General features: G+C 71.4%; 11 protein-coding genes, 2 tRNA genes and 1 riboswitch. Of the genes, 2 read left to right on the top strand and 11 right to left on the bottom strand.

The window, feature by feature from the left end:
* Positions 1–10 precede the first annotated feature (10 nt).
* Positions 11–167: riboswitch (cyclic di-AMP (ydaO/yuaA leader) on the bottom strand.
* Between the two features lie 325 nt (positions 168–492).
* The 3 genes from ACFV0T_RS07605 to ACFV0T_RS07595 all read right to left on the bottom strand — a co-directional run bounded on the left by ACFV0T_RS07605 (position 493) and on the right by ACFV0T_RS07595 (position 3261).
* A complete protein-coding gene (locus ACFV0T_RS07605) occupies positions 493–1632 on the bottom strand; it encodes a PP2C family protein-serine/threonine phosphatase (RefSeq protein ID WP_385775546.1) in 1140 nt (379 codons plus the stop codon).
* Positions 1633–1980: 348 nt separating this feature from the next.
* Positions 1981–2054: transfer RNA gene (locus tag ACFV0T_RS07600), tRNA-Met, on the bottom strand.
* Positions 2055–2130: 76 nt separating this feature from the next.
* On the bottom strand, positions 2131–3261 hold the full coding sequence (locus ACFV0T_RS07595) for a dihydrofolate reductase family protein (RefSeq protein WP_385775496.1): 1131 nt from the start codon (positions 3259–3261) through the stop codon (positions 2131–2133).
* A gap of 122 nt (positions 3262–3383) precedes the next feature.
* On the opposite strand from ACFV0T_RS07595, the gene ACFV0T_RS07590 reads away from it, so the two are divergent.
* A complete protein-coding gene (locus tag ACFV0T_RS07590; protein ID WP_385775494.1) occupies positions 3384–3908 on the top strand; it encodes a MarR family winged helix-turn-helix transcriptional regulator in 525 nt (174 codons plus the stop codon).
* A 118-nt stretch (positions 3909–4026) separates the two neighbouring features.
* Positions 4027–4695, top strand: coding sequence for a GTP cyclohydrolase II (gene ribA / locus ACFV0T_RS07585; protein WP_385775492.1), 669 nt, complete (start codon positions 4027–4029; stop codon positions 4693–4695).
* Positions 4696–4714: 19 nt separating this feature from the next.
* On the opposite strand, the gene ACFV0T_RS07580 is transcribed toward ribA, so the two are convergent.
* The 8 genes from ACFV0T_RS07580 to ACFV0T_RS07545 form a co-directional block, all read right to left on the bottom strand.
* Positions 4715–5911 (bottom strand): FtsX-like permease family protein, encoded by a 1197-nt coding sequence (locus ACFV0T_RS07580; protein WP_385775490.1) that lies wholly within the window; start codon positions 5909–5911, stop codon positions 4715–4717.
* On the bottom strand, positions 5908–6675 hold the full coding sequence (locus ACFV0T_RS07575) for an ABC transporter ATP-binding protein (protein ID WP_385775488.1): 768 nt from the start codon (positions 6673–6675) through the stop codon (positions 5908–5910). Before ACFV0T_RS07575 ends, ACFV0T_RS07580 begins: the two co-directional genes overlap by 4 nt.
* A 71-nt stretch (positions 6676–6746) precedes the next feature.
* Positions 6747–8363 (bottom strand): hypothetical protein, encoded by a 1617-nt coding sequence (locus ACFV0T_RS07570; RefSeq protein WP_385775486.1) that lies wholly within the window; start codon positions 8361–8363, stop codon positions 6747–6749.
* 65 nt (positions 8364–8428) lie between these two features.
* Entirely contained in the window at positions 8429–8893 is a 465-nt protein-coding gene (locus ACFV0T_RS07565) for a hypothetical protein (protein WP_385775484.1), read from the bottom strand.
* A gap of 371 nt (positions 8894–9264) precedes the next feature.
* A tRNA-Lys gene (locus tag ACFV0T_RS07560) sits at positions 9265–9337 on the bottom strand.
* 109 nt (positions 9338–9446) lie between these two features.
* The gene (locus tag ACFV0T_RS07555) at positions 9447–10982 is read right to left on the bottom strand and encodes an amino acid permease (protein WP_385775482.1); all 1536 of its coding nucleotides are present in this window, start codon (positions 10980–10982) and stop codon (positions 9447–9449) included.
* Between the two features lie 48 nt (positions 10983–11030).
* On the bottom strand, positions 11031–13172 hold the full coding sequence (locus ACFV0T_RS07550; protein WP_385775480.1) for an FG-GAP repeat domain-containing protein: 2142 nt from the start codon (positions 13170–13172) through the stop codon (positions 11031–11033).
* Positions 13173–13385: 213 nt separating this feature from the next.
* On the bottom strand, positions 13386–15632 hold the full coding sequence (locus ACFV0T_RS07545; RefSeq protein ID WP_385775477.1) for a DEAD/DEAH box helicase: 2247 nt from the start codon (positions 15630–15632) through the stop codon (positions 13386–13388).
* Positions 15633–15798: the final 166 nt, after the last annotated feature.

The raw sequence follows: 15798 nt of genomic DNA, 5'->3' as shown, positions 1-15798 counted from the left end.
TGGGCGTGCTCCTTTCCTTCCTTCTCGCCTACCGGGTTAGCTGACGGGTTCGGAGCAGGAAGGTCTCCTACGCGCGTATACCGCCCGACGTTCACGGCGGTGTACGTGCGATTCACCCCAAGGTGGTGGTTCCCCGGTTCCCTTGCAGGATTCGGCGCGTGCGCACGGAGCCGTCGCTTGTGACGGCTGGGACGACCGCGCTGCGTTATCGAACGTTAATAGACACGGGGGCGTGATTCCAAGCTGTTCCACTTGATCATTAACATTTTTGGCCTGGACTTACAGCCCATGACCGGCGGAAATCGGGCGAGTTGACCACGCCGGGCGCCCCAGCCGGAACGCCTCGGGGGCCCCACTCGTTTTGACGGTGACTCAGATGTGATGCGCAGAGGGGTCAGCTGATCACCCCGTGTGACTACGGGTCGGTTCAGGACCGGCTCGGACCGGCCCTGGGCCGTTTCGGGGACCGTCCACGGCCGGTCCGCTACCCCTTCAGGGCCGTCGTACGGCGAGCAGCGCCATGTCGTCGGCCATTCCGCCGCCGGAGTGCCGGCGCACGTCCTCCGCGAGGGCGACGAGCAGTGCTTCGGGATCGCGGAAGCACCTGCCCGCGAGCCGCTCCTCGGGGTCGTAGAAACGGCCGTGGGTGTCGCGGGCCTCGGACACGCCGTCGGTGTGCAGGAGCAGGGTCGTGCCCTTCGGGAAGTCGCTCTCCTCCGCGCGGTCGGGCCAGGTGCCCAACTCGCCCATGCCGAGCGGCAGGGCCGGTTCGCGGGCCGGCAGCGTGCGCACGCTGCCGTCCGTGTGCAGCAGCAGCGGCGGCGGATGCCCGCGGTTGAGGACCCGGACGGCCTCGGCGCCGTGCGGCAGTTCGGCGAGTACGGCGGTGGTGAAGCCCTCGAAGGCGTCCAGTCCGTCGCGCCGGGTGCCCTCGCGGGCCAGCGCCCGCTCCAGCCGCTGGGCCACCGCCTCCAGGGTCGCCTCCTGCTCGGCGGCCTCCCGGAAGGCCCCGATGACGACGGCCACGGCCGCCACCGCGCCCATGCCCTTGCCCCGTACGTCCCCGACGAGGAGCCGCACCCCGCGCGGGCTGTCCTGCACGGCGTACAGGTCGCCGCCGATGAAGGCGTCCTCCTGGGCGGCCTCGTAACGGGCCGCGACGTCGTACCCGCCGATCCGCTCGGCGGGTTCGGGCAGCACCGCGCGCTGGGCGGCCTCGGCGATCCCGCGGGCGCTGGCCAGCCGCCGGTCGCCGCGGCGCACGACGCGGTTGATGACCACGGCCATGGCGGCGACCGTGGCCACGGTGACGATCTCGGTGATCGCGCTCGCTTCCATGAGCCGAGAGGAGCGGGCGTGCACGGCGCACACCGCGACGAACGCGAAGACCCCCGTGGTGATGGTGCCGGACAGCGAGTACAGCGGCGCCGCCACCAGCGGGGCGGCCGTGAAGAAGGGGGCCGCGGTGAAGTCGGGGGGCGTGCAGAAGTCGTAGACGATCCCGCCGACGACCAGCAGGAGCGGGAGGACCTGGAGGAGGGCCCGGGTGGCGGAGATCCGGCGCTCCGCACCCCCCGCGCGCGCCGCACCGGACGGCGGGGGTGCCTCGTCGCCGAGGCCGGGGTCGGGCACCGGGTCGGCCGGGAGCCGTCCGCCGGCCCGGCTGCGGTCAGGCAGGACGAGGTAGTCGTCGTAGGCCGTGGCGGGATTCTTGTGCGGCTCCTCGCCCGCCGCGTCATCAGGGCGCACCACTCGTCTCCCGCCGTCTCCCGCCGTCTCCCGCCACGGAGATCCAGATTCGCCGCGACGGAGGCGGGCGGCGACCGGTGTGAGCCGACCGGATGACGAGGGCGTCGGGGGCAGGAAAAGGTACGAGTGACGGGAGCAGCGTGGAAAAACAATCAGGGCCGGAAAACATTCAAGGCCGGACAACATTCAAGGCCGGAATCCATGAACTGGATTCCGGCCCTGAGTCTTCAGTAGCGGGGACAGGATTTGAACCTGCGACCTCTGGGTTATGAGCCCAGCGAGCTACCGAGCTGCTCCACCCCGCGTCGTTAGGACCAGCATACGCCATTCGCGGGACCGGATGCACAACGGTTGATTCGCGCCCCGTCGGCGTGGCTCGGTTCAGTCCCGCAGGTGCCGGTTCGGCGCCTGGGCGGCCGCCTCGTACTCCGGCAGTACGACGACGTCGGCGCCCTCGGCCGTCAGCACCCCGGTGCCGTCGGCACCGGCGACGAAGGTGTCCGGCTCCCGCCAGGCCGTGACCACCCGCCGTACCCCCGCGTCGAGGATCAGCCGCGCGCACGGCGCCGGCCGGGAGGCCCGCCGGGCGCACGGCTCCAGGCTGCTGTACACCGTCGCGCCGCCGAGCCGCGGATCCACCGGGTCGATCTTCGCGAGGGCCGCCTCCTCGGCGTGCACGACGGGATCGTCGCCCTCCCGGGAGTACCCGCGGGCGAGCTCCGTGCCGTCGGCTGTCACCACCACCGCCCCCACGCTGAACGCGGTCCGCGACGGCGGGCACCGCTCCGCCAGGTCGCAGGCGAGCGCCAGCCAGTGCCGGTCGGCGGGCGAGGCGACGCCTCCGGCGCCGGGTGCGGTCGGCTCGTAGCGCGTGAGGACGACGTCCTCGATCCGCCGGGTCTCCACCAGCCGCAGCCGCCCGCCCTGGTACGCGCCCGGCCCGAACAGCCGGGGCGCGTCCGGGTCGCCCACGAAGAGCGGGGCGAGCACGAGCTGGAGTTCGTCGGCGAGCTCCTGCTGGAGCAGCTGGGTGTGGACGGTGCCACCGCCCTCGACCATGACCCGCCGTACGCCCCGCACGTCGTGCAGGTGTTCCAGCAGCCGCCGCCAGTCGAGTTCGGGGCCCAGCGGGACGACGTCGGCGGCGAGGCCCGCGCCCCGGGCGCGTTCGGCGCCCCGGTCGGTCGTGTAGAGGACCTTCTCGCCGCCGGTGTGCCAGAAGTTCGCCGCCGGATCCAGCTCGCCCGTCCCGCTCACGGTGACCTTGAGGGGGTACTCCGGGCGGCCGGCGGCGACCCGGGCGGCCCGGCGCCCGGGCGAGTTCACCAGCAGCCTGGGGTTGTCGGCGCGGATGGTGCCGGCGCCGATCAGGATCGCGTCCACGGAGGCCCGTACCTCGTCGACCCGGTCGAAGTCGGCGGGGCTGGAGAGCAGCAGCCGCTCGGGGCCGGTGTCGTCGAGGCAGCCGTCGAGGGAGACGGCGGCGGACAGCAGGACGTACGGGAACGGCATCGACGCGCTCACTCTCGGCGGCGGGGCGGGGTGGATTCGGCGGGTACGGCGGGTACGGCGGGCGGGCCGGGCTTGTGACGGGGACCCTTGGTTCAAGTTTGAAACAAACCTACACTGGCGGCATGACGACCCGCTGGCTCACCCCCGAGGAGCAGCGCGCCTGGCGCGCGTACATGGCCGCCACCCTGCTCGTGGAGGACACGCTCGACCGGCAGCTCCAGCAGGAGGCCGGCATGCCGCACATGTACTACTCCATCCTGTCGACGCTCTCCGAGTCACCCGAGCGGCGGCTGCGCATGACGGACCTCGCCGAGCGGCTGAAGATCACCCGCAGCCGGCTGACGTACGCGGTGACACGGCTGGAGAAGGACGGCCTGGTGGCGCGCGAGGGCTGCCCGTCGGACCGGCGGGGCAGCATCGCGGCTCTGACCGATGCGGGCATGTCGGTGCTGGAGCGGGCGGCGCCCGGGCACGTCGAGACCGTGCGCGCGACCCTCTTCGACCACCTCACCCCGGACCAGGTGCGCCAGCTGGAGGAGATCTTCACGGGGGTCACGGGTGCGCTCCAGGGCGACTCGGCGGGCGGGGCGCCGGACGACGTGCCGTGGCGTCGCCGCTCGGGCACCCCGAAGCCGCCGTGCCGGTGACGGACGGCCGAAGAACCACTCCCTCGTTGCTTTAACTTTCAAGCGTGGGTTAGGGTCAGGATCTCAAGGTTCTGCTTCAAATCTGAAGCAGATGTCCCTCCGGATACGGAGAGCCCGCATGCCCGACTTCCCCGCCGCCACCCAGCGCTCCCGCGTCCGGGTCCCGCTGCGCTTCCACGACGGCTACGGCGTCGACGCCGAACTGGTGACCTTCCACGGCCTGACCGACGGCCAGGAGCACGTCGCGATCGTCCTCGGCGACCCGGCGCCCGGCACCACTCCGCTGGTCCGTCTGCATTCCGAGTGCCTGACCGGTGACGTCTTCGGCTCCGCCCGCTGCGACTGCGGTCCCCAGCTGCGTGAGGCCGTCGAACGCATCGCCGAGCGCGGCGGCGTGCTGCTCTACCTCCGCCAGGAGGGCCGCGGCATCGGCCTCTACAACAAGCTCGACGCGTACGCCCTCCAGGACCAGGGCCTCGACACCTACGAGGCGAACACCGCCCTCGGCCTGCCCGAGGACGCCCGCGACTACACGGCGGCGGCCCAGATGCTGCGGGCCCTGGGCGTCAAGGAGCTGGACCTGCTCTCCAACAACCCCGACAAGGCCGACCAGCTCCGCTCCCTGGGCACCGTCGTCCGCGAACGCGTCCCCACGGGCGTCTTCACCACCCCGCACAACGTCCGCTACCTCCGCGCGAAGGTCCTCCAGACCCAGCACACCCTGCCGCTGGGGGAACTGTCGGGCCGCTCGGAACTGCCGGAACTCCCGAAACGAAACGCGGGCTGAGCCCCACACACGAAGATGGTCAGCCGTGCGCCCGGGCGGTCAGATAGGGGTCCCGCCGGAGCACTTCACGGCTGCCGAGGAGGGTACCGACGACCAGGCCGGCGGCGGGCAGCAGCAGCGCCGCGGCGACCCACACCGGTCCGGGGAGAGCATCCGTACGGGCGATGGGCAGGCCGAGCACGTCACTGAGCGGGCCGGCCAGGACGACGGACAGGCCGGTGCCGCCGATCGCACCGACCAGGCCCGCCACCCCACCGGACAGCACGGCCTCGCCGAGCAGGATCCGGCGCAGCTCGGGCCTGCCGGAACCGAGGATCCGCAGGATGGCGAACTGGCTGAGCCGCGCCCGCGTGCTGTCCGCGGCCCGGACGGCACCCAGCACGATGGCGCCCAGTGCCAGCGCCAGGACCGCGACCCGCATCGCGAGATCGGCCGCGCCGAACAGACCGGGCAGGTTGCGGACCCGGTCGGACACCGGAGACGCGGAGAATCCGTCCTCCTGAAGTGCCCTGGTGACGGCGGCCACCTGCTTCTGGTGCCCGACCACCACGACCGCGGACTGCGCCCCCTCCCTGTCCTGGAAGACCGCCGGCTGCTGCCCGGCGTGGGCCGCCGCCAGCAGCGCGGCGGTGTCCTGCGAGAGGTAGGCGACGCCGGGTCCGTCGGCCTGCCAGGCCGGGTCGTACAGCGCGACGATTCTTAGTGTCACGACAGCGGTGGTGCCGGACGCGGCTCCCGTCGCCTTGGTGTACCCGAAGGCCACGGACCGGCCGAGAAGCGGGGCGAAGTCGGTTCCCTGCGCGGTGGCGGGGAGCACGACCTCGTCCGGACCGAGCTCCGCGGGGATCCCGCCCTCGGTGACCGGCAGGTCGTCGCCCGGTGTCAGAGTGTGGCTGATCAGGTCGTACGTCCCCTCCTCCTCGGCGTACAGCGCGGAGGAGTAGTCGGCGACGACCCGACGGACGCCGGGGAGGTGCAGGGCGTCCCGCAGGGCGGACCGGGTGAGTGGACGGACCGAGGCGTCGCCCTCGAACGAGCTGAGCTCGATCTGAGTGAGTCCGCCCGACCCCAGCACGTCCCGTTCCACGGCCCCGGAGGCACCGGCCACCACACCGGCGGAGGCGGTCAGCAGCGCGGCCAGGAAGGTGAGGGTGGGCAGCGTCCTGCGCAGGGAGCGGCCGTCACGCGTCCAGGTGTAGAGACTCCAGCGGCTCATCCGAGGTTCCCCTGACGCGCGTTCTCATCATGTGCGTTCTCTTCGCGCGCGTGCCCCCTCAGGGTGTCCTCCGCGCCGGCGCTCGACAGCACTCCCCCGTCGAGCACGTACCGTCGGTCGCAGGTCTCGGAGACCGCCCGGTCGTGGGTGACGAGCAGCACGGCCGCGCCCCGCTCGGCACACGAACGCAGGGCCCCCGTCACGGAGTTCGCGGTCTTCGGGTCGAGGCCGGAGGTCGGCTCGTCGGCGAGGATGAGCACCGGCTGCTTCACGGCCGCGCGGGCCACGGCGACACGTTGCCGTTGGCCACCGGAGAGTTCGGTGACCCGGGAATCGGACAGGTGCTCCATGCCGAGGTCGCCGAGCAGGGCGCGGGCCGTGGTGCGGTGCCGGGCGAGACGGGGTCCGAAGGCGGCGGCGACGTTCTCCCAGGCGTTGAGGAACGTCAGCAGTCCGAGATCCTGCAGGACGATGCCGATCGAGCGCCGCCGCAGCAGGTCCCGGTCGGCGGGGAGCAGGGCGCCGGTGTCCGTGCCGGTGATGTGCAGGGAGCCCGCGGTCGGCGACAGGATCAGTCCGAGGACCGCGAGCAGGGTGCTCTTGCCCGATCCCGAGGGACCCTCGACGGCCGCCATCACTCCGCCTTCCAGAGTGATGTCCGCACGGGTCAGTCCACCGCCGGACGCATAGATGAAGGCCAGCCCTTCGGCCACGACTGCGGGTGGGGCGGCGAGTGGAGAGGCGGGTGGAGAGGCGGTGTTCATGGGCCCGGTGTCCTTGCGTCGTGGGGGAATCGCTGGTGTGAGAGGAATCGAGCGGCAGCCGTGAGGACGGTTCACGCGAGGAGGTAGTACGCGGCCCTGGTCGCGTCCGCGGAGGCGACACCACCGGGTGAGGCGGCGTACAGATCCGGGAAATCCGGGTCGCGGTAACGCTCCAGCAGGCGGGGAAGCTCCGCCCACCACGACTGCGGAATGGTCTGATCCGCGGCGAGGGCTGCCTGAACCGCGTCGGAGGCGGTGAGCAGGTCGCCTTCGCGCAGCGCCTTCCTGGCCTGGCCGATGAGGTCGGTCCCCGCGGTGAGCCGCTTCGCCTGGGTCTCGCAGCCGGCGTCGGCGAGTACCGCCACGAGGTGCAGCGAACGGGACGAGAGCGTCGCGCCCTCGTCCGCGGGCAGCTCTACGGAAGTGCGCCGGCAGCCCCGGCCGAACTCGGCACGGGCCGCCATGGCTCCGTGCCAGCCGCGCTGGTTCTCCGGGGTCAGGCTGGCCGGCACGGTCAGTTCGGCCGCTTCCGCCACGCCCTTCCCGGCCTGTGGTCCACAGGTGAGGGACAGCCGATGACATGTCATGGCGAGCAGCACCCGGTCGGACGGGTCCAGGCCCGGGTCCGACCCCAGCCGCCGCAGCCGCTTCCTCAGCCAGTTCGGCGTGTGCTCCTGCCGGGCGCCGGCGGTAAGGGCCCGCGCGGCGTTGTACGTAGCGGTGAGTGTGCCCAGCTGGGCCGGGGACTTGGCGACGAGACCGTCGGCCCGGATGCTTCCCACCGCCACGGGAAGGGGCGCGGACGTGTCGGCGGCACCGAGGACGAGCGCCCGCCGGACCACCCACCGTGTCTGGGTGTCGGGGTCGTTCAGCGAGGGCAGCAGACAGGAACGCGCCTGCCGTGTCAGCCGATGGCTCAAGAGGGTCAGCGCTGCCCGCTGGATGGGGTCGAGGCCCCCGCAGTCGGCATCCGCGAGTACGGCGGCGGCGCGCAGCACCCGCGTGGCACGAGCGCCCACGTCGACGTCCCGCAACGCCTCGACGGCGTAGAGCACCGGTACGGGCTGGTCGACGCGAGCGGCGTCCGCCGCGAGCCGGTCCAGGGTCGCGCGGGACACCTCGTCGTCGCGGCCCAGACAGGTCACCGTGTGGAGGAAGGCGGCCCGTGTCGCCAGCGAGGTCGGGGCGTCGTCCGCCTTGTCCGGCACCCGCAGATAGGCGAGCGCCTCGCTCCCGGCGCGCTCCCGAAGTCCGGCCCGGTCCAGCACTGTTGCCGCGTCGGCCGTCCTGGAGCCCGCCAGCGACAGACACACGTAGTGCGCCTGCCAGGCCGGGCTGTCCAGGCGGTCGGTGCGGGCGAGTTCTACCAGGGCCTCCGGCCGGATTTCGGGTACCGGCCGGTCCGTCCGGCTGCCCGTGGGAAGCGCGGCCTCGAGACGGCCGTACGCGGTCGGATACAGCGCGGGGTCGCGTCCGACCTCGGCGCGGGTGGCCCGTACCAGATCGTTCGCTCCGCGCAGGGCGTCGAGCTGCTCGGCCAGGTCGCCGCCGGGCCGGTCGGGCCGGTCCACCGGCCCGCCACCGACCAGTGAGACACCCAGGGCCGCGGCGGCGATCATCACCGCCGCGGCCGCGAGCACCCGGCTGCGGCGGCCCCCGGTGTGCTCCTGGAGGAGGCTGTTGTTCATGCGGTACCTCATACGCTGAGCGGGGCCACACCCACGTGTGGCCCCGCGGCACGGCGGATGGTCGGTCAGTCGTTGGCGCAGGCCGAAGCGAACGCCTTGACACCGGACTTGAAGGCACCGCCGTCGGAACAGGTGGTGACGCTCGTGTTGATCGAGCCACCCGGATCGGCGATGCCGCTGATGTCGGCGATCCAGGTGTTCTGGTTGGTCCAGCTGACCTGACGGGTGTTCTCACTCACCTGCGTGCCGCTCGGGCTGAGCGCGAGAGTGGCCTGCCAGCCGTTGGCCTTCACCGTCGCCGTATTGGTGATCTTGCTGACGTTGTACTTCACGCCGCCCTTCTTGGCCTTGGTCGAGGTCTTGAAGGAGCACTTGTCGGCATAGGCGTTGCACTGCCAGGCCGAGACCTCGACCTTCGCGCCGGTGCCGGGCAACGGCGTCGACCCGGAGTCGGAGATGGCCGAGGTCGGCACGGCCGCCCCCGCCATCAGCACCCCGACGAGCCCTGTGGTCAGCAGGGTCTTCTTCACTTGCCCCTCCTCGTATGCGTACTGCCCCCAACCGGGTGACGGACTGTACGTGTTGCGCAATACGAGCAGAGCGACTGAAAAGTGCCGTATAAGTACGATCGATGCCACGGAAGAAACGGACCGCCTGACCGACGCGGTCACACGCACCGTATGACCCGACCCCGCAGCCTCGGCGCGGACGGTCCCCGACGGCGTCCTGCGGGCTCGTTCGTTCCCGGCCACGGACGACCGGCCGAGTTCACACCTGAGTGGTACATGCCCCGGGCACGTCTGTTCACGCGACCCCGGAAACACCGCAGCGCCCGGGCCGACCGAAGCCGACCCGGACGCTGCGCGGCAGGTCAGAGGGAACACCCTCTGCCTACACCCCGTAGGCCCTGTGGGACTCGAACCCACAACCAATGGATTAAAAGTCCACTGCTCTGCCAATTGAGCTAAGGGCCCAGGCGATGTTGCCTCCCCGAGCATAGCCGGACGTGGCCGAGTCTCCGATCGGGTATCGGGGACCCGGCCGCGTCGGACGGCGTGGCGGCGCCGTCGGGGGTCGGGAGTGTCACGGATCGACCGGTTCGGGGGCACCCTTGCGAGACGCCTCGCGGGCGATCGTGCGGCTGTGCTCGGGGTTGAGGAACCAGTGCCGGGCCGACGCCAGCCACCAGGTCGCGGCGAAGCCCAGGACGACCAGGACGGCGACGGGGGCGTAGTTGAAGGTCTCCCAGGTGACCGGGGCGACCTGCGGGAGCATGAAGAGGACCGTGATGACGGCGACCCACGCCACCGCCACCACGCCGATCAGCCGCGACCAGCGGCCCAGATGCCACGGCCCCCGCTCGAACGCCTCGCCCTTGCGCAGCCGCAGCAGGGTCGGGACGACGTAGGCGATGTAGAGGCCGATCACGGCGATCGAGGTCACCGCCGCGTAGGCCGTCACGTTGATCAGATACGGCAGGCCGAGCACCAGCGCGCCGACCGCCGCCAGCCAGACCGCCGCGACGGGCGTGCGGGTGCGGGGGCTGACGGAGTGCCAGACGTGCGAGAAGGGGAGGGCGCCGTCGCGCGAGAAGGCGTAGATCATGCGGCTGTTGGCGGTCACCGAGGCCATTCCGCAGAAGAGCTGCGCGCCGATCACGACCAGCAGGAGCAGCTTTCCGGCCGTCGCGCCCAGCGCGTCGAGGAGGATCTGGGCGGGCGGCGCGCCGGTGGGCGAGGCGAGCTGGTCGTCGTAGGACTGGATGGCGAAGGTGAAGCCCAGCAGGAGGACGAAGCCCGCGATCCAGGACGTCCAGATCGAGCGGACGATGCCTTTCGGCCCGGCCGTGGACGCGTCGTGCGTCTCCTCCGTCATATGGGCGGAGGCGTCATAACCGGTGAAGGTGTACTGCGCCATCAGCAGGCCCAGCAGGACGACGTACACGCCGCTGCCCCAGCCCGTGTTGTTCACGAACTGCGTGAACACGAAGGACGCCGACTGGTGCTGGTCCGGTACGAAGGTCAGCGCGCCGACGATGACGGCCACGCCCAGCACGTGCCACCACACGCTGACGCTGTTCAGCAGCGCGACGATGCCTACGCCGAAGGTGTTCAGCAGGCCGTGCAGCAGCAGGATCGCGGCGAAGAGCAGGACCGTGCGGCCCGGCGTCACCTCGAAGTCGAACTGGAGATTGAGATAGGCGCCGAGGAACGAGGCCGCGCCGAAGTCGATGCCCGCCGTCACCGCCACCTGGCCCAGCACGTTGAACCAGCCCGTGAACCAGGCCCAGGCCGCCGCCGTGCGCGCGGGAGCCAGCCGGTGCGCCCAGAAGTACAGGCCCGCCGACGTCGGGTACGCCGAACAGATCTCGGCCATCGACAGGCCGACGAAGAGGGTCATCAGACCGACGGCCACCCAGCCCCAGGTGATCACGGCCGGGCCGCCCGTGTTCATCCCGAAGAGGTAGAGGGTCAGACAGCCGGACAGAACGGAGATGATGGTGAAGGAGACCGCGTAGTTGGAGAACGCCGACATACGGCGGGCGAGGACCTGGGTGTAACCGAGCTGGGCCAGCCGTTCCTCGTCCGAGAGCCCACTCGTCTTGACGTCATCTGTCATGTCCCCAGCGATTCCCTCACCGGGGACATGACATGCGTGCCTCGATGGCTAGAAAATGCCCTTGTATACGCCCCAGCCGCTGGCGATCTTCGTACGCGGGCCGAAGGACCCCTTGCCCGTGCCGTCGTTGCGGTACAGAACGCCCGCGGTGTCCCGCGAGACGATGTCGCCCCGGCCGTCGCCGCTGATGTCGCCGACGCCGACGACGGCGTTGTACGAACCGCCCCAGGCGGCGACGATCTTCACACGGGCCGAGAAGGTGCCCTTGCCGGTCCCGTCGTACCGGTACAGCGCGTTGGCCTTGTCCTGGGCGAGCAGGTCACCGACGCCGTCACCGTTGAAGTCGCCGACACCGACGATCTTCTTGTAGCCCTTCCAGTCGTCGTAGAGCTTCACCCGGGAGGAGAGCTTGCCGGCGCTGTCGGACCGGTAGAGGTAGACCGTGCCGGTGGAGGCGCTGCGGACGATCAGGTCCGGGCGGCCGTCCTTGGTGACGTCACCGGGCGAGGTCAGGACGTCGTACTGGTTCCAGCCGGTGCCGAGCGACACATGGCTGCTCGACGGGGTGTACGAACCGCCGCAGCGGCCGAGGTAACGGCGCAGTTCCCCGTTCGGCATCCGGATCAGGGTCTCGGCGCACCGGTCGCCGGTCATGTCGCCGAAGGGAACGGCCACGGTCGCGGCGGGCCAGCCGGAGGCGGAGACCGCCCCGCCCACGGTGCCGTTGCCGGGGGAGTAGCGCACGCCCAGACGTCCCGAGGAGTCGAGCGTGACCAGGTCGCCGTAGCCGTAGCCGCCCACGTCGTGGTGGACCGGCAGGGCGCCGGAGAGCACGATCGAGCCACTGGTGCGGAACGTGCCGGTGCCCTCGGTCGCCGTGGCGGTCAGGCTCCAGGTGTAGCGGCCGTTGTTCGGGGTCGCCCCCGCGTCCGTCGTTCCCTTCCAGCCCGCGTCGGGGGCCGTTCCGGTGCCGGACTGGGTGTGCACCGTACGACCCAGGACGTCCTTCACGGTGAAGGTCCACGTGGTCGGCTTGTTCAGCTGCCAGGTGCTGTTCCACCAGTCGTCCCGCACCGCGACGGTGCCGTCGTCGACCTCGGCCTCGATCAGGGCCAGCGGCTGGGACGGCACTCCGCTCTGCACCACGTGCAGCGTGTGGTCCGCGTCCGCGTACGCGATGTCGCCGCCGAACTTGTCCACCGACCACGTCAGCCGCCGCTGGTCGGCGGTGTTCCCGGCCGGCAGGTCGGCGATCTCGCGCGGGTCCGCCGCCGTACCGGTGTGGAAGTCGGTGAGCAGCAGCTTTCCGGCCGTACGGTCGTGCCGGACGAGGTAGCCGTCGCCGACGAGGACGGGCCCGGACGGCACGGTGACGTTCTTCCTGGCCGTACGGTCGTACACGCCCGCCGCCCCCGTGGGCCCGCAGTTCCAGTAGACCCAGCGGCCCACCACCTGGAGCTCCTTGACCGTGCAGGGCGCGCCGGTGGCGAGGGTCTCTACCGTCTTCTTCTGCTCCAGGTCGTAGGCGGTGACGGTGCCGTTGCCGGTCCCCGGCGCGTACAGCCGCGAGCCCCACACGGAGGCGGCGGTGACCGAGCGGGTCAGGCGCACCTGCTGCGTGCGGTAGCGCTGCCCCACGTCCACGTACTGCTTGCCGGTCGAGGCCGCGTCGTAGACGAAGTAGCGGCCCGTGATGTCGACGAAGTGGCCGCCCGTGACGAGGGGTTCGGTGCCGTGGTAGCCGGTGCGGCTGAGCCGGACCTGAGCGCGTTCCTGGCCCTCCGCGCCCTCGGAGTCGCCGAAGAAGACGCCGACGTTCCCGCTGCCGCCCGCCCGCAGCGCCGTGCAGAAGCCCTCGTCGCAGGCGACCCGCTGGAGGTGCGCGCCGTTCGCGAACGTGCCGGCGTAGCCGCGGGTGTCCCGCTCGCCCGCCACGGTGCCGTCGGCCGAGACGGCCCGGTTGGTGACGTAGGGATCGCCGCTCGGTGCGTTCTCCACCGTCGTGAGGACGCCGCCGGCGTAGTCGACCGCCCACACCCCGGCGGTCTGCAGGGGCATGGGGGTGCTGTCCGCGGCCGCCGGGCCCGCGGTGGTCAGGGAGCCGGCGCCGAGGGCGGCCAGGCTGGTCAGGGTGAAAGCGATCCGGACGCGCCGGGGCGCGGTGGAGCGTGTGCGTACACGCCGAGACAAGGGTCCCTCCCCAGGGATACGAGAACGCCATGGCGGCCGGAGGTCGGTCCCTCCACACCCACGGCGCGCGACGTGGCCGAGACCCCCTCCGTCGCGCCCCACCATGCCCGTTCGAGTCAACGGATCTTAACAACCGTCACACGTTCGACGGAATGCGCGAAGGGCCCGTACGACCGGAGTCGTACGGGCCCTTCGCGGATGGATCAGCCGATGTCAGCCGTTGCGCTTCCAGCGCGGCTTGTCGTCACGGCGGCCGAAGGAGGACGAGCCGGAACCGGAACCCGTGCCGGTGCCGCTGCCGCGGTGCTCGTCACGACGGCCGTAGGGGCGGTCGTGGCCGGCGGAGCGGAAGCCGGGGCGGTCGTCGCGGCGGTCGCGGTTGAAGGGGCGGTCGCTGCCACGGTGACCGGTGCGCTCGTCACGGCGGAAGCCGGGGCGGTCGTCACGGCGGTCGAAGGAGCGGCCGCCACGGTCGTTGTTGTCCCGGCGTTCGAACCCACGGTCACGGTCACGGTCCCCACCGCCGCCGAAGGAGCGGCCACCGCGGTCGTCACGACGGTCGTCACGACGGAAACCGCCACGGTCGTCACGACGGTCACCGCGGTCACGGTTGAAGCCACCACGGTCGTCACGGCGCTCGAAGGAACGGCCGCCACGGTCGTTGTTGTCCCGGCGGTCGTCACGACGGTCGTCACGACGGAAGCCGCCGCGGTCGTCACGACGGTCACCGCGGTCACGGTTGAAGCCACCACGGTCGTCACGACGCTCGAAGGAACGGCCGCCACGGTCGTTGTTGTCCCGGCGGTCGTCACGACGGAAGCCGCCACGGTCGTCACGACGGTCACCGCGGTCACGGTTGAAGCCACCACGGTCGTCACGACGCTCGTACGAGGACGAGGACGAGGTCCGCTCCTCGCGCTCGGCCCGGTCGACGTCCTGCGCCGCCGGCTGCTCCGGCACCGAGACCTCGGCGACGGACTGCGACGCCTCGGCCTGCGCCTCGGCGACCGCGGCCTCCGGGTCCTCGCCGCGCTCGCGGGCGGCCCGGGCGACCAGGCGGTCGGACTCCTCGCGCAGCTCGCTCGCGCGGCGCTGCGCCCGCTCCAGCTCCTTGGTGAGCTGGGCGACCTCGCGCTCGGCCTGCTGAGCCGCGTTGCCCGCGGACTCGGCCTGGACCTCGGTCATCGAGCGGGCGCCGGTGATCTCGGCGACCTCCGGCTCGAAGGCGGCACCGCCCTGGATGATGTGGCGCCCGGCGTCGACACCGGCGTCCTCCATGAGGCGGAAGATCTGGCGGCGCTGGTGCGGCAGGGACAGCGACACGACGGTGCCGGAGCGGCCCGCGCGAGCGGTACGGCCGGAACGGTGCAGGTAGTCCTTGTGGTCACCGGCGGGGTCCACGTTCAGCACCAGGTCGATGCCGTCGACGTGGATACCGCGGGCGGCGACGTCGGTCGCGACGAGCGCGTTGACGTAGCCGTCCTTGAAGTCCGCCAGCGTCCGGGTCCGGGCGCCCTGCGTCATACCGCCGTGCAGCGCGTCGGCCTTCACACCGGCGTCGCGCAGCTGCTCGGCGATGCGGTCGGCGCCCAGCTGGGTGCGGACGAAGATGATCGTGCGGCCCTTGCGGGAGGCGATCGCGGCGGTGACCGGCGCCTTGTCCTTGGGCTTCACGATGAAGATGTGGTGCGACATGGTCGTGACGTTGCCCTGGGCGCTGTCGACCTCGTGCGTGACCGGGTTGGTCAGGTAGCGCTTGACCAGCGTGGAGATCTCGTTCTCCATCGTGGCCGAGAACAGCATGCGCTGGCCGCCCGCCGGGACCTGGTCGAGCAGCTCGGTGACCTCGGGCAGGAAGCCCAGGTCCGACATCTGGTCGGCCTCGTCGAGGACGGCGATCTGGGTGTTCTCCAGGGAGCAGGCGCCGCGGTTGATGATGTCGCGCAGACGGCCCGGGGTGGCGACGAGGACGTCGACGCCGCGCTCCAGGGCGTAGATCTGGTTGCCCATCGACGTGCCGCCGCAGACGACCTTCATCTTGAGGCCGAGGACGTCGCCGTAGGGCTGAAGCGCGTCGGCGACCTGCATGGCCAGCTCACGCGTCGGCGTGAGGATGACGGCGCGCGGCTTCTTCTTCTCGGTGCGGCCGCCGGCGAGCTGCGCCAGGGCCGGCAGACCGAAGGAGAGGGTCTTGCCGGAGCCGGTGCGGCCACGGCCGAGGATGTCCTTGCCGGCCAGGGCGTCCGGGATGGTCGCGGCCTGGATCGGGAAGGGGGTGGTCACGCCGTTCTGGGCGAGCTTGCGGACGACGCCCTCGGGGAGGCCGAGGTCCGCGAAGGTGAGCTGCGGGGCCTCGGTCGTCGTCTCGGTCTCGGCGACCGTCTCGACGGCCGCCTCGATGTGCTCGTCGTTGTCGCCGTTCTCGGGCACGACGACGTGATCAGTACTGGAAATGGACATGCGAATGCGAAACCTTCCGGAGTCTCGTCGGCACGCGCCCGTCAACTCCGTGATTCGCATTACGACCGCCTCAATGCGGTCCGCCACGGCAAGGGAGAGTACGCGCCACACGGCGCGCTCTGCGTTGGCGCCGGGCAAATGGGATCAAACGATCTACCACCATACG

This window comes from Streptomyces sp. NPDC059582, assembly GCF_042735715.1.
GTDB lineage: Bacteria > Actinomycetota > Actinomycetes > Streptomycetales > Streptomycetaceae > Streptomyces.
Note: the sequence above shows the minus strand (reverse complement) of the source record. Positions and strands in the feature narration are given on the sequence as shown.

Excerpts from the sequence above, each read along its gene's own strand:
- ACFV0T_RS07595 (WP_385775496.1), bottom strand. The coding sequence starts at position 3,261 with ATGCCGTTCCCGTACGTCCTGCTGTCCGCCGCCGTCTCCCTCGACGGC.
- ACFV0T_RS07590 (WP_385775494.1), top strand. The coding sequence starts at position 3,384 with ATGACGACCCGCTGGCTCACCCCCGAGGAGCAGCGCGCCTGGCGCGCG.
- ribA (WP_385775492.1), top strand. The coding sequence starts at position 4,027 with ATGCCCGACTTCCCCGCCGCCACCCAGCGCTCCCGCGTCCGGGTCCCG.
- ACFV0T_RS07580 (WP_385775490.1), bottom strand. The coding sequence starts at position 5,911 with ATGAGCCGCTGGAGTCTCTACACCTGGACGCGTGACGGCCGCTCCCTG.
- ACFV0T_RS07575 (WP_385775488.1), bottom strand. The coding sequence starts at position 6,675 with ATGAACACCGCCTCTCCACCCGCCTCTCCACTCGCCGCCCCACCCGCA.
- ACFV0T_RS07570 (WP_385775486.1), bottom strand. The coding sequence starts at position 8,363 with ATGAACAACAGCCTCCTCCAGGAGCACACCGGGGGCCGCCGCAGCCGG.
- ACFV0T_RS07555 (WP_385775482.1), bottom strand. The coding sequence starts at position 10,982 with ATGACAGATGACGTCAAGACGAGTGGGCTCTCGGACGAGGAACGGCTG.
- ACFV0T_RS07545 (WP_385775477.1), bottom strand. The coding sequence starts at position 15,632 with ATGTCCATTTCCAGTACTGATCACGTCGTCGTGCCCGAGAACGGCGAC.